This is a genomic window from Mycobacterium sp. NPDC004974 (assembly GCF_053600815.1).
In genome coordinates this window covers 17487-30200 of sequence record NZ_JBSGAQ010000004.1, presented here as the reverse complement: position 1 = coordinate 30200, position 12714 = coordinate 17487, and the positions used below count along the sequence as shown (strand labels likewise).

Below are 12714 nucleotides of genomic sequence, written 5' to 3'. Positions count from 1 at the left end.
CGCGCTCGACGCCGAAGGAGCCCACCATGTCGACAGTCCGTGCTTCTAACGCCGTACTCGCCGTGAATGCCTTCTGCGGCGACGCCAAGACCCTGCTGGCTTTCGACCTGACCGCCGACTCGGCGCGGGCGGGACTGGCCGGCTTCACCGTCGAGGTCCATCCGCCGGGAGTCCCGCCGTACTACGTCGACAACAACCTCCGCTTGGCAGCCTCGACCGACCATGCTCAGGTCGCGGGGCAGTCCGCGTATTCGAGTGTGAATGCCCCGATCCACAAGTTCCGCTGGGTGCATGTGCCGGGCCTGGTCCATCAAGGCGGCAGCCCCACTTTCGGCACGTACAGTTACGTCGTCACGCCGCGCTATTTCAGCGCCGCCGGTGCCCTGCAGCCGCTGGATCCGAGTCTCGGTGTGACCATCGATGTGGAAGTCGGCCCCTTCGTCAAAGGCAGCCTGACGGCCAGTTTCACTCGCGGCTATGTGCAATCTCAGGCGTTCGTCCGCCATTTCGGGCCCACCACACACCTGCGCCCAGCGGATGACTCGTTGACCTTCGATACGGCGGCGGCAGCAGCGACTGGACCTGACGGCCAAACCTACAGTTACGCACAAGAATACGAGTGGCTCGGGTTCACCGCGCGGCAACGGATCTTCGACCTGCTGACCGAAGTGCAGACCGATCCGACGCTGACGGTGGACGTATTCGCATACGACCTCAATGAGCCCGACGTGTGTGCGCTTCTGCTCAAGCTCGCCGCAAGCGACCAGGTCCGGATCATCCTCGACGACTGTCCCGAACATCACAGCACGACCAAAACCCTGCCCGAGGACCAGTTCTATGATCAATTCACCGCTCAGTCCGGCTCCACCTCAATCCTGCGCGGACATTTCAACCGCTATGCCCACGACAAGGTTTTGGTGGTCTCCGACAAGGACGGCCCGCGCACGGTGCTGACCGGATCGACCAACTTCTCGATCAACGGGCTGTATGTCAACGCGAACCATGTGCTCGTCTTCGAGGACCGGGACGTTGCCGGCACCTACGCCGCTGTGTTCAACGAGGCGTGGCAGGACGGAATCAAAGCCAAGCCGTTCGCAGCGTCGCCGTGGGCAACCCAACCGTACGTGTTCGGTGGAGGTACGTCGGCAACCCCGTCCACCTCGATCACGTTCTCTCCGCACACGGCGGACATCGCCAGTCAGATTCTGGGCGCGCTGGTCGACCGGGTGAAGGCCGAGTCGTCGGTGACGCCACCCCCGTTCGGTTCGGTGTTCTTCGCCGTCATGGATCTGGGCGGGACCTCAGCGAACCCGGTCTATGACGCGCTGAATGAAATACACTCAGACACTGCGGTATTCAGCATGGGCATCTCTGATTCGCCGAAGGGCATCTCACTGTACGTGCGAGGTCAGAAGGCGGGTCTGCTGGTCTCGGGAAAGCCCGGGCACGTCGTGCTTCCTCCGCCGTTTGACCAGGTGCCGCAAGTCGTAGGGCACGAGGTGCACCACAAGTTCGTCGTGTGCGGGTTCCGCGGTGCCGATCCAGTGGTGTACTGCGGGTCGTCGAATCTGGCGCTCGGTGGGGAACAGGCCAACGGCGACAACTTGCTGGCGATCCGGGATGCCGACGTGGCCACGGCTTTCGTGATCGAGGCCGTGGAGCTGGTGGACCACTACCAGTTCTTGGACACGCTGAGCACCAAGTCCGCAACGTCTGTGAGCGCCGCCGGCGCGACCGCCGATCGCAGGAACGCGGCCGCGGCCGCGGGCTGGTTCCTCGGAACCACCGATGCCTGGGCACAGAAGTTCTTCGATCCCAACGATCTGCACTACGCCGATCGTGAGTTCTTCGGAAGCTGACCTATTCAGATCCGGGGGCAGCGGCGATAACGACGGGGATGTCCGTGTTCTCGTCGATGTAGTAGCTCGCGCAAACGCGGTGATAGCCGTCGGCGATCTGCACCGGTATGGCCGTGGAGATCCGGCCGCGCACCAGCAGGATAGGTGACAGGGACTTGCCCTGATTCACTTTGTCCAGGTCCGCTTTGACGTGCAGGTTGTCCTGCGGGAGCAGCGGAAGCCGGGCAGCCCGCAGGATGTCTTTGGCCTTCTTGTGCACGACCGCTCCCTCGCGCAGCGCGTCGACGATGTGAGAAACGGTTTTGGCGTCGGCGATCAGCTCGAGGTAACCGGCGGCCGCGGGGTAGTCGTGTGTCTCGGGCTTCTTCAGCCAGCTGACTTCCGGCATCTTCGTGTCCCTTTCGAATTCGAGTTAGCGGGTGGACGGTGCGTCACGCCGGTCTTCCGCTATCTTGCCTACCGAACCGGGCCGGGTGATGCGTAGGACGCTACTCGAATCGAATCAGGAAAAGCGCTGTGAGACAGCCGATATTCGGCTGTGAAGAGCTAGCGCAGGAAGGTCTCGGCGCTATTGGCCAGATCCAACAGCGGTTGCGGAAGTGCACCGAGCGCGAACGTGACAGCCGCGGTGACGGTGATGACGGCAGTGGTGAGTTCGCTGGGGACGACGACCTCGGGTGCGTCCTCGGGTGGATCGGTGAAGAACATCAGCACGATCACCCGCACGTAGAAGTAGGCCGCGACGGCACTGGCGATGACGCCTACGATGACCAACGGGATCGCCCCGCCCTCACCCGCGGCCTTGAACACCGCGAACTTGCTGACGAACCCGCTCGTCAGCGGAATCCCGGCAAACGCCAACAGAAACAGCGAGAACACCACGCCGACAATCGGATACCGCCGGCCCAGACCCGCCCACTGGGACATGGCGGTGGCCTCCTCACCGGCGGCGTTGCGAACCAGACCGACGACCGCGAACGCGCCCAACGTGCTGAATCCGTACGCGAACAGATAGAACAGCGTCGAGGACACCCCGGCGGGGTTGGCGGCGATCACGCCGGTGAGGATGAACCCCGAGTGTGCCACGGCGGAGTACGCCAGCATGCGTTTGACGTCGGTCTGTGTGACGGCAGTGATGGTGCCGACCACCATGGTCAGGATCGCGATAGCCCACAGGACCGGCCGCCAATCATCCCGCAACTGCGGTAATGCGACGTAGAAGATCCGCAGCATGGCGCCGAACGAGGCGATCTTGGTGCCCGCGGCCATGAAGGCCGTGATCGCGGTGGGTGCACCCTGGTACACGTCGGGGATCCACGAATGGAATGGAACAGCACCGACTTTGAACAACACCCCGACGAGCAGCAGCGCGATACCGATCAGCGCCAGCGGCGTGTTGGGCGCCTTGGTAACCACGGCGTTGGCGATGCCGCTCAGGTCCAGGGTGCCGGCGTAGCCGTATAACATGGCCGCGCCGTACAGGAAGAACGCTGACGAGAATGCACCCAGCAGAAAGTATTTCAGCGACGCTTCCTGCGACAGCAGCCGCCGGCGGCGAGCCAGCCCGCACAGCAGATACAGCGGCAGCGACAGCACTTCCAGCGCGATGAACAAGGTCAGCAGATCGTCGGCGGCCGGGAACAGCAGCATGCCGCCGATGGCGAACATGGTCAGCGGAAACACCTCGGTCTGCATCACACCGGTCTTCGTGGCCAGCTTCTCGGCCACACTGCCCGGTACCGCCGACGCCTGCGGTGTGAAGCCGTCCAGACCGCGGGGATCGCCGGAAGTCTCTGAGGCAGGCTGGCGTTCGGCTATGAGCAGAATGCCCAGTATGCCGACCAGGGCGATGGTGCCCTGCAAGAACAACGCCGGGGCATCGAGCACCACCGAGCCCAGCACCGCGGGCCTGCCGGGGGTGCCGTGCAGGTCGCGGGCCAGCAGCGCGACCGCCACCACGGCGGCGACCAACCCACCCAGCGCGAGGGCGACCTGCGTCCCGTAACGCGCGGGCCGGGGCAGGAATGCCTCGACCAGCACGCCGGCCACACCCACTCCGAAGACGATCAGCATGGGGGAGAGCAGGCCGTATTCGATGCTCGGCGTCACCATGATCAGCGGCCCCCCTCGGCGATGGTCGGTGGTGCGCTCGGCACCGGATCGCTCTGTCCGATGGTGGTCAGGGTGTGCTGGACGGCGGGATTGATCACGTCGAGTGCGGGTTTGGGATAGATGCCCAACACCAGCAGCAGCGCGATCAACGGTGCCACCACGACGAGTTCGCGTGGTACTAGATCATGTAGGCCGCGCACACCGTCGTCGCCGTCGAGCAGCCCGTCGCGCACCGGACCGGTCATCATCCGTTGGTACATCCACAGGATGTACACCGCGGACAACACCAGCGCGGTGGCGGCGAACACCGCGACCACCGGATAGCGCGTGAATGTGCCGATGAGAACCAGGAATTCACTGATGAAGGGCGCCAGACCCGGCAGTGACAACGTCGCCAGGCCGGCCACCAGGAACGTTCCGGCGAGCACCGGGGCCACCTTCTGCACGCCGCCGTAGGCGTCGATCAACCGGGAACCGCGCCGCGACACCAGGAACCCGGCGATCAGGAACAGTGCGGCCGTGGAGATCCCGTGATTGATCATGTACAGGGTCGATCCGGCCTGGCCCTGACTGGTCATCACGAAGATGCCGAGAATGATGAAACCGAAGTGCGAAATCGAGGTGTAGGCGATCAGGCGCATCACATCGGTCTGACCGATCGCGAGGACGGCACCGTAGATGATGCCGATCACCGCGAGCGTGATGACCAGCGGACGGAAATAGGTTGAGGCATCGGGAAACAGCGGCAGGCAGTAGCGCAGCATGCCGAATGTGCCGACCTTGTCCATGATCGCCATCATCAGCACCGCACTGGCCGGGGTCGCCTGGACCGCGGCGTCGGGCAGCCAACGGTGGAACGGCCACAGGGGTGCCTTGACCGCGAACGCGAACATGAAACCCAGGAACAAGAAGTTCGCCACCGCGGGGTTGATCACGAACTCGCCCGACGAGGCCGCCGCGACGATGGCCCGGAAGTCGAAGGTTCCTGATGCGAACGCGTCGCTGCCCGCAGTGACCACGTACAGGCCGATCACCGCGGCCAGCATGACCAGGCCACCGAACAGGTTGTACAGCAGGAACTTCACTGCTGCTTTCGAAGCTTGAACTCGGTGTCCGCCAAACCCGCCGATCAGGAAGTACATCGGGATCAGCATGGCTTCGAAGAACACGTAGAACAGCAGGATGTCCAGAGCCACCAGCGACATGAACACCATGCCCTCGACAGCCAGCGTCAGCGCCAGGTAGGCCTGCACGCCCCGGCCGCCGAGCCCGGTCTGGCGGGCAGCATCGTTCCAGCCCGCGATGATCAGCAGCGGCAGCAGCACCGCCGTGAGAATGACCAGGGCCAGGGCGATCCCGTCGACCCCGAGGATGTAGCCGGTACCGAAGGACGGGATCCAGCGGTGCGATTCGACGAACTGATACTGCTCGCCGGCCGGATCGAAGCCGACGGCGATCACGCCCGCCAGACCCAGGGCTGCCAGCGAGATCGCCAGTGCCAGCCATTTCGCCAGTGTCCGTTGCGCGGCCGGGAGCAGCATCACCACCGCGGCGCCCACCGTCGGGAGCGCCCACAGCGCCGTCAGCCACGGAAATGTGCTCACCACAGTCGCACCGCCAGGATCGTCGCCACCACCAGAGCCGCCCCGCCGAGCATGGACAGCGCGTAGGACCGGGCGAAGCCGGTCTGCAACTGGCGCAATCCATTCGATGTTCGGCTCACCAGTGCGGCCAGCCCGCCGGCGGTGCCGTCGACCACCTTGTCGTCGACGGCGACCAGCGCCGCGGTCAGGGTCTGGCCGCCTCGCATGAACACCGCCTCGTTGAATGCGTCGCCGTAAAGATCGCGGCGGGCAGCCACCGTCAGCGCCGACCCGTCGGGCACCTCGGCCGGGACCGGCCGCTGCGCGTACATCCGGTAGGCCACCGCGATGCCGACCGCGACGACCGCGAGCACCACCGCCGTGACGACCCATGCCGGGATCGCATGGTGTGCCTCGTGGGCGCCGACCACCGGCTCAAGCCAGTGCGACAGCGTGCCGCCGATCGCCAGCGCACCACCGGAGACCACCGAGCCGACCGCGAGCAGGATCATCGGCCAGGTCATCACGGCCGGGGCCTCGTGCGGATGCGCCTGTTCCTCCCAACGAGGTTCGCCGAAGAAGGTCATCAGCATCACCCGGGTCATGTAGAACGCGGTGATCCCGGCTCCCAGGATCGCGGCCCCACCGAGGACCACGCCCCGCACCCCTCCGGCACCGAGCGCCGCCTCGATGATGCTGTCCTTCGAGAAGAAGCCGGCCAGGGGCGGCACCCCGATGATGGCCAGATAGCCGAGCCCGAAGGTGGCGAACGTGATCGGCAGGACCTTCCGCAGCCCGCCGTATCGGCGCATGTTCACCTCGTCGTTCATGGCGTGCATCACCGACCCCGCGCCGAGGAACAGTCCGGCCTTGAAGAAGCCGTGAGTGAGCAGGTGCATGATCGCGAACGCGTAACCGGCCGGCCCGAGCCCGGCTGCCAGCACCATGTAGCCGATCTGGCTCATCGTGGATGCGGCCAGGGCCTTCTTGATGTCGTCCTTGGCGCAGCCGACGATCGCACCGAACAGCAGCGTGACGGCGCCGACGATGACCACACCGGTCTGGGCGCCCGGGGCCAGATCGAAGATCGGACCCGACCGCACGATGAGATAGACACCGGCGGTGACCATGGTGGCGGCGTGGATCAGCGCCGACACGGGGGTCGGGCCCTCCATCGCGTCTCCGAGCCAGGACTGCAACGGCACCTGGGCTGATTTACCGCATGCGCCCAGCAACAGCAGCAGACCCATTGCGGTGAGCGTGGACTCGCCCAATGCCGGTGCGGCGCTGAAGACTCCGGCGAATGAGATCGACCCGATGGTGGCGAACATGATCATCAGGGCGATGGCCAGGCCCATGTCGCCGACGCGGTTGACCACGAACGCCTTCTTGGCCGCGGCGGCGGCCGAGGGCTTGTACGACCAGAACCCGATCAGCAGATACGAGGCCAGGCCCACGCCTTCCCACCCGGCGTACAGGCCGAGGTAGTTGTCCGCGAGAACGAGCAGCAGCATCGCCGCCAGGAACAGGTTGAGGTAGCCGAAAAACCTTCGCCGGTCCGCATCTTCGGCCATGTAACCGATCGAGTAGATGTGGATCAAGGACCCGACGCCGGTGATCAGCAGCACGAAGCACACCGACAGCTGGTCCAGTTGAAGCCCGAAATCCACCTGCAGGCCGGCCACCGGGACCCAGGAGAACAGGGATTCAACGACCACGCGGTGCTCGCCGTCACGGCCCAGCATCTGCGTGAAGAGCGCAGCCCCGAGGACGAACGCTCCCAGCGCCGTCGCACAACCCAGCAGATGTCCCCACCGATCGGATCGGCGGCCGCTCAACAGCAGCACCGCGGCTCCGGCGGCGGGGAGGGCGATCACGAGCCAAATCGGAATCGTCATGTTGCCCTTAGTGCCTCAGCAGACTGGCGTCGTCGACCGAGGCCGAACGGCGGGTGCGGAAGATGGTCATGATGATCGCCAGGCCCACCACCACCTCGCAGGCGGCGACCACCATGGTGAAGAACGCGACCACCTGGCCGTCGAGCTGGCCGTGCATGCGAGAGAAAGCGACGAACGCCAGATTGGCGGCGTTGAGCATGAGCTCGACGCACATGAACATCACAATGGCATTGCGTCGCAACAGCACTCCCGATGCGCCGATCGTGAACATCAGTGCCGACAGGTAGAGATAGTTGTCGGGATTCATCGCATCACCCCTCCCCGTTCGGCGAGTTACTCATCGTGCGCTGCGGCAGAATGGCGCTGACCGATGATGCTGCATCGGAGCCATCGGGCAGCCGCGCCGGGACGTCGACGGCGTTGTGCCGCGCGTAGACACCGGGATTGGGGAGCGGGGTCGGATGCCCGCCGGCCTGGAAGCGTTCGACCGCCAGCTCGCGTTGGGTCTTGCGGTGCTCGAACCGTTCCCGATGGGCCAACACCATCGCACCCAGGGCCGCGGTGATGAGCAATGTGCTGGTCAACTCGAACGCCCACAGGTACCGCGTGAAGATCAACGCTGCGAGCCCCTCGACGTTGCCGCCGCTGTTGGCCTGCGCCAGCCCGGTGAATCCGGCGACCGAAACGTTACCGATCCCCGCGATCAACAGGATCCCGAATCCGGTGCCTGCGGCGAGCGCCGCAAGGCGTTGGCCGCGTAGCGTTTCGGCGAAGGATTCGGACAGGTCGACTCCGATCAGCATCATCACGAACAGGAACAGCATCATCACCGCGCCGGTGTAGACCACCACCTGCACCACACCGAGAAACAGAGCGTCCTGGGCGATGTAGAGCGCTGCCAGCGAGATCATGGTGCTGGCCAGGAAGACCGCGGAGTACACGGCTTTCGGTGCCGCCACCACTCCGATGGCGCCGAGCACCGCGACGGTCCCGAGGATCCAGAACAGAACTGCTTCCGACGTCGATGTCCTCGCCGCGCCTTCCGCCGCGGCGAGCCGCGAAATATGCTCCGCGGCGAGCAGTGCGACGTCGGGGCTCACGGGACGTCCTCGGTCAGGGGGTTGATCCGGCCGAGGTAGTAGTCGTCGTCGGTGCTGCCCGGCGCCATGTCATGCGGGGGCGCCTGCATGCCGGGTTGCAGCGGAGCCAGCAGCTTGTCCTTACCCCAGATCAGATCTGCCCGGTTGTCGTCGGCCATCTCGTATTGGTTGGTCATGGTCAGGGCACGGGTCGGGCAGGCCTCGATGCACAATCCGCACCCGATGCAGCGCAGGTAATTGATCTGGTACACCCGGCCGTAGCGCTCACCCGGCGAGAACCGTTCCGCGTCAGTGTTGTCGGCGCCTTCGACGAAGATGGCGTCGGCCGGGCAGGCCCAGGCGCACAACTCGCAGCCGATGCACTTCTCCAGGCCGTCGGGGTAGCGGTTGAGTTGATGGCGGCCGTGATAGCGCGGCGCGACCGGACCCGGTTCTTCGGGATACTGTTCGGTGAGTGTCTTTTTGAACATCGAACTGAACGTGACCGCGAATCCGGCCAAGGCGTCGAGGAACTTAGGCATCGACGGCCTCCTTTCCAGCGTTCGGCAGCGGCGGTACCGGATAGGCGCCGGCGCTCTGCTGCGGTATCGGCTGAACGGTTCTGGCCCGCAGTGCCTTCCACAGCGCGACGGCCAGCACCGCGACGACCACTACCGCGGTGGTCACCAGGCCGGTGGCCCAGTTGTGGTAACCGTGCTCGCGCAGGCTGTGGGTGACAGCGACGACCATGATCCAGACCAGGGACACCGGGATGAGCACCTTCCAGCCCAGCGCCATGAACTGGTCGTAGCGCAACCGGGGCAGGGTGGCCCGAAGCCAGAAGTACATGAACATGAACGTCCACACCTTGGCGGTGAACCACAGCAGCGGCCACCAGCCGCTGTTGGCGCCGTCGATCAGGTTGAACGGGAACGGCGCATGCCAGCCGCCGAGGAACATCGTGGTGGCCAGAGCGGAGACGGTCGTCATGTTCACGTACTCGGCGAGCATGAACATGGCGAACTTGAGCGACGAGTACTCGGTGTGGAATCCGCCGACCAGTTCTCCCTCGGCCTCGGGCAGATCGAAAGGCGCCCGGTTCGTTTCGCCCACCATCGAGGTCACGTACACCACGAACGACGGCAGCAGCAGGAACACGTACCAGGTGCGGTCCTGCGCCGCGACGATGCCGGAGGTGGACATGGTGCCGGCGTAGAGGAACACCGCGGCGAACGACAATGCCATCGCGATCTCGTAGGAGATCACCTGGGCGCTGGATCGCAGGCCACCCAACAGCGGGTAGGTGGACCCGGATGCCCAACCCGCCAGAACGATCCCGTACACCCCGATGGAGGTGACAGCGAGGATGTAGAGCACCGCCACGGGGAGATCGGTCAATTGCAGTGCGGTGCGGTGACCGAACACCGACACCTCGCCGCCCATCGGGATCACCGCGAAAGCCATGAAGGCGGGGATCACCGAGATGATCGGTGCGAGTAGGTAGATCGGCCTGTCTACACCTGCAGGAACGAGCCCTTCCTTGAGGGCGAGTTTCACGCCGTCGGCCAAGGACTGCAGCAGACCCCACGGACCGACGCGGTTGGGGCCGGGTCGCAGCTGCATGCGGCCCAGCACCTTACGTTCGATCAGGATCGCTGCGAGCACGGTGAGCAGCAGGAAGACGAACACCCCGAGCGCCTTGGCCAGGATCAGCCACCATGGGTCGTGACCGAACAGGGTGGGATCGGGGTACTTCATGAGTCGGCCCGCGCGATCGAGGCCCGTGCGATCGAGACCAAGGCCCCGGCGGTCACCCCGAGTTGGCGATGAATCGCTGATCCCGGGGAATTGGTGGGCAGCCACACCACCCGGTCGGGCATCTCGGTGACCGACAGCGGCAGCGTGACGGCGCCGCGGTCGGTGCTCACGGTCACCGGATCTCCCGCTGTCGCACCGAGTTCGGCGGCGGTGGCCGGGGACAGGCGCACCACGGGGCTTACCGCGGTGCCGGCCAGATACGGTTCGCCGTCTTGAAGGCGTCCGGCGTCCAGGAGCTGGCGCCAACTGGCCAGCACGGCCTGCCCGGGGCCCGGGGTCGGGGGCGGTGTGGGCACGGCCGACGGTTCGGCGGCGCGGGGTCCGGTCCAGGTGCCGAGCCCGGCCAGCTCGCCGTCGGCGGCCTCGGGTCCGGTCAGGCCGAGATCGACGCCGATCTCGTCGGCCAGGTAGTGCAGGACGCGAAGGTCGGGGACGGCGTTGGTCTGCAAGGCCGGTCGGAACGGGCGAATCCGGCCTTCCCAGTTGAGGTATGCGCCGCCCTTCTCCACCACCGGCGCCACGGGGAAGACCACGTCGGCCAGTTCGGTGACCTCACTCTCACGCAACTCGAGGCTCACCACGAACGGAGTGGCGCGCAGCGCCGCCAATGCGGCGGCAGGGTCGGGAAGGTCGGTGACCTCGACACCGCCGACGATGAGTGCCGAGAGCGTTCCGTCGGCGGCCGCGGCCAGGATGGCGGTGGTGTCGCGGCCCGCGGTGCCAGGCAGGTCGGACGTGTTCCACACCGCGGCGGTCTGGGCCCGGGCGTCGGCGTCGTCGACGGGGCGGCCGCCGGGCAGCAGGTTGGGCAGGGCACCGGCCTCCAGGGCGCCGCGCTCACCGGCCCGGCGTGGAATCCAGGCCAGCCGGGCGCCGGTGGCCGAGGCAAGCCGCAGCGCGGCCGACAGCGCACCGGGCGAGGTTGCCAGTCGTTCACCCACCAGGATCACCGCACCGGGGCGACGCAACCGCTCATCGGTTTCCAGCGCCTCCAGCGCGCCAGCTTCGGCCCCAGGGACCGTCGGGACCAGTGTGCCCGCCATCTTGGTCAGGCCACGGCTGGCGAACGGGGCCACCGCGAGTACCTGCAGGCCGTTCTTTCTGGCGGCCTTGCGCAGGCGCAGGAAGACGATCGGGGATTCCTCTTCGGGCTCCAGCCCGACGAGCAGCACGGTCGGCGCCTTCTCCAGTTCGGCGTAGCGCAGTGTCATGGGATGCCCGGCGACGTGTGCCGCGAGGAAAGCAGCCTCCTCGCCGGAATGCGGGCGGGCACGGAAGTCGATGTCGTTGGTGCCCAGCACCATTCGAGCGAACTTCGAGTACGCGTACGCATCCTGCACAGTGCAGCGCCCGCCCACCAGCACGCCGGTGTTTGCACCGGAGGCCAGCAGGCCCGCTCCGGCCACCGTCAGCGCCTCCGACCACGAAGCCGGTCGTAACGCACCGTCTTCACGGATCAGCGGCGTGGTGATCCGGTCACCGACCGTCGCGTAGGTGAATGCCCACCGGCCCTTGTCGCAGTTCCACTCCTCGTTGACCTCGGGATCATCGCCGGCCAAGCGGCGCAGTACCTTTCCGCGTCGATGGTCGGTGCGCTGGGCGCAACCCGACGCGCAGTGCTCACAGACGCTGGGGCTGGAGACGAGGTCGAACGGCCGGGCCCGGAACCGGTAGGCCGTCCCGGTCAGCGCCCCCACCGGACAGATCTGCACGGTGTTGCCGGAGAAGTAGGACTGGAGCGGTTCCCCCGGGGCGATGCCGACCTGTTGCAGCGCACCGCGTTCCAGCAGCTCGATGAACGGGTCACCGGCGATCTGCGCGGAGAATCGGGTGCAGCGTGCGCACAACACGCACCGTTCGCGGTCCAGCAGTACCTGTGCGGAAATGTTGATCGGCTTGGGGTAGGTCCGCTTGACGTCCTCGAACCGGGTTTCCGGGCGCCCGTTGGACATCGCCTGGTTCTGTAAGGGACATTCGCCGCCCTTGTCGCAGACGGGGCAGTCCAGCGGATGGTTGATCAGCAGCAGCTCCATCACGCCGCGTTGTGCCTTGTCGGCGGCCTCGGAGCTGTACTGGGTGTGTACGACCATGTCCGGGCTGACCGTGGTGGTACACGAGGCCATCGGTTTGCGCTGACCCTCGACCTCGACGAGGCACTGTCGGCACGCCCCGACCGGATCGAGCAGCGGATGGTCGCAGAACCGGGGGATCTGGACACCCATCAGCTCGGCGGCGCGGATCACCAACGTGCCCTTGGGGACACTGATCTGCTCACCGTCGATGGTCAGCGACACCATCTCCACCGGCGGGGCGTCCTTGGTCGGCTCAGCCAATGTCACGTACGGCCCCCTTTCCTCGCGGTGAG

10 protein-coding genes are annotated in these 12714 nt (G+C 66.0%); 1 reads left to right on the top strand and 9 read right to left on the bottom strand.

The features are described 5' to 3' along the window. Window positions 1–26: 26 nt before the first annotated feature. A complete protein-coding gene (locus ACWEFV_RS10935; RefSeq protein WP_450070198.1) occupies window positions 27–1859 on the top strand; it encodes a phospholipase D-like domain-containing protein in 1833 nt (610 codons plus the stop codon). Between the two features lies 1 nt (window position 1860). Here the strand turns inward: ACWEFV_RS10935 and ACWEFV_RS10930 are convergent, their stop codons facing one another. The 9 genes from ACWEFV_RS10930 to ACWEFV_RS10890 all read right to left on the bottom strand — a co-directional run bounded on the left by ACWEFV_RS10930 (window position 1861) and on the right by ACWEFV_RS10890 (window position 12688). Beyond that, window positions 1861–2247 (bottom strand): hypothetical protein, encoded by a 387-nt coding sequence (locus tag ACWEFV_RS10930; protein WP_450070197.1) that lies wholly within the window; start codon window positions 2245–2247, stop codon window positions 1861–1863. 158 nt (window positions 2248–2405) lie between these two features. Beyond that, entirely contained in the window at window positions 2406–3971 is a 1566-nt protein-coding gene (gene nuoN / locus ACWEFV_RS10925; RefSeq protein WP_450070196.1) for an NADH-quinone oxidoreductase subunit NuoN, read from the bottom strand. Between the two features lie 2 nt (window positions 3972–3973). Beyond that, on the bottom strand, window positions 3974–5578 hold the full coding sequence (locus ACWEFV_RS10920; protein ID WP_450070195.1) for an NADH-quinone oxidoreductase subunit M: 1605 nt from the start codon (window positions 5576–5578) through the stop codon (window positions 3974–3976). Beyond that, entirely contained in the window at window positions 5572–7452 is a 1881-nt protein-coding gene (nuoL, locus tag ACWEFV_RS10915) for an NADH-quinone oxidoreductase subunit L (protein ID WP_450070194.1), read from the bottom strand. Before nuoL ends, ACWEFV_RS10920 begins: the two co-directional genes overlap by 7 nt. Window positions 7453–7459: 7 nt before the next feature. After that, window positions 7460–7759 (bottom strand): NADH-quinone oxidoreductase subunit NuoK, encoded by a 300-nt coding sequence (gene nuoK / locus ACWEFV_RS10910; protein ID WP_450070193.1) that lies wholly within the window; start codon window positions 7757–7759, stop codon window positions 7460–7462. 4 nt (window positions 7760–7763) lie between these two features. Continuing rightward, complete coding sequence (locus tag ACWEFV_RS10905) at window positions 7764–8516, bottom strand: NADH-quinone oxidoreductase subunit J (protein WP_450070497.1); 753 nt, start codon at window positions 8514–8516, stop codon at window positions 7764–7766. Between the two features lie 32 nt (window positions 8517–8548). Next, window positions 8549–9073: an NADH-quinone oxidoreductase subunit NuoI gene (gene nuoI, locus ACWEFV_RS10900; RefSeq protein WP_135453353.1), complete on the bottom strand. Its 525-nt coding sequence runs from the start codon at window positions 9071–9073 to the stop codon at window positions 8549–8551. Beyond that, window positions 9066–10289, bottom strand: a complete 1224-nt coding sequence (gene nuoH / locus ACWEFV_RS10895; RefSeq protein WP_450070192.1) for an NADH-quinone oxidoreductase subunit NuoH — start codon at window positions 10287–10289, stop codon at window positions 9066–9068. The genes nuoI and nuoH overlap by 8 nt, the downstream gene beginning before the upstream one ends. Then, window positions 10286–12688, bottom strand: a complete 2403-nt coding sequence (locus ACWEFV_RS10890; RefSeq protein WP_450070191.1) for an NADH-quinone oxidoreductase subunit G — start codon at window positions 12686–12688, stop codon at window positions 10286–10288. The genes nuoH and ACWEFV_RS10890 overlap by 4 nt, the downstream gene beginning before the upstream one ends. Window positions 12689–12714: the final 26 nt, after the last annotated feature.

Bases quoted from the DNA above. Each gene is read 5' to 3' on its own strand.
- ACWEFV_RS10935 (WP_450070198.1), top strand. From the start codon at position 27: ATGTCGACAGTCCGTGCTTCTAACGCCGTACTCGCCGTGAATGCCTTC.
- ACWEFV_RS10930 (WP_450070197.1), bottom strand. From the start codon at position 2,247: ATGCCGGAAGTCAGCTGGCTGAAGAAGCCCGAGACACACGACTACCCC.
- nuoN (WP_450070196.1), bottom strand. From the start codon at position 3,971: ATGGTGACGCCGAGCATCGAATACGGCCTGCTCTCCCCCATGCTGATC.
- nuoL (WP_450070194.1), bottom strand. From the start codon at position 7,452: ATGACGATTCCGATTTGGCTCGTGATCGCCCTCCCCGCCGCCGGAGCC.
- nuoK (WP_450070193.1), bottom strand. From the start codon at position 7,759: ATGAATCCCGACAACTATCTCTACCTGTCGGCACTGATGTTCACGATC.
- nuoI (WP_135453353.1), bottom strand. From the start codon at position 9,073: ATGCCTAAGTTCCTCGACGCCTTGGCCGGATTCGCGGTCACGTTCAGT.
- nuoH (WP_450070192.1), bottom strand. From the start codon at position 10,289: ATGAAGTACCCCGATCCCACCCTGTTCGGTCACGACCCATGGTGGCTG.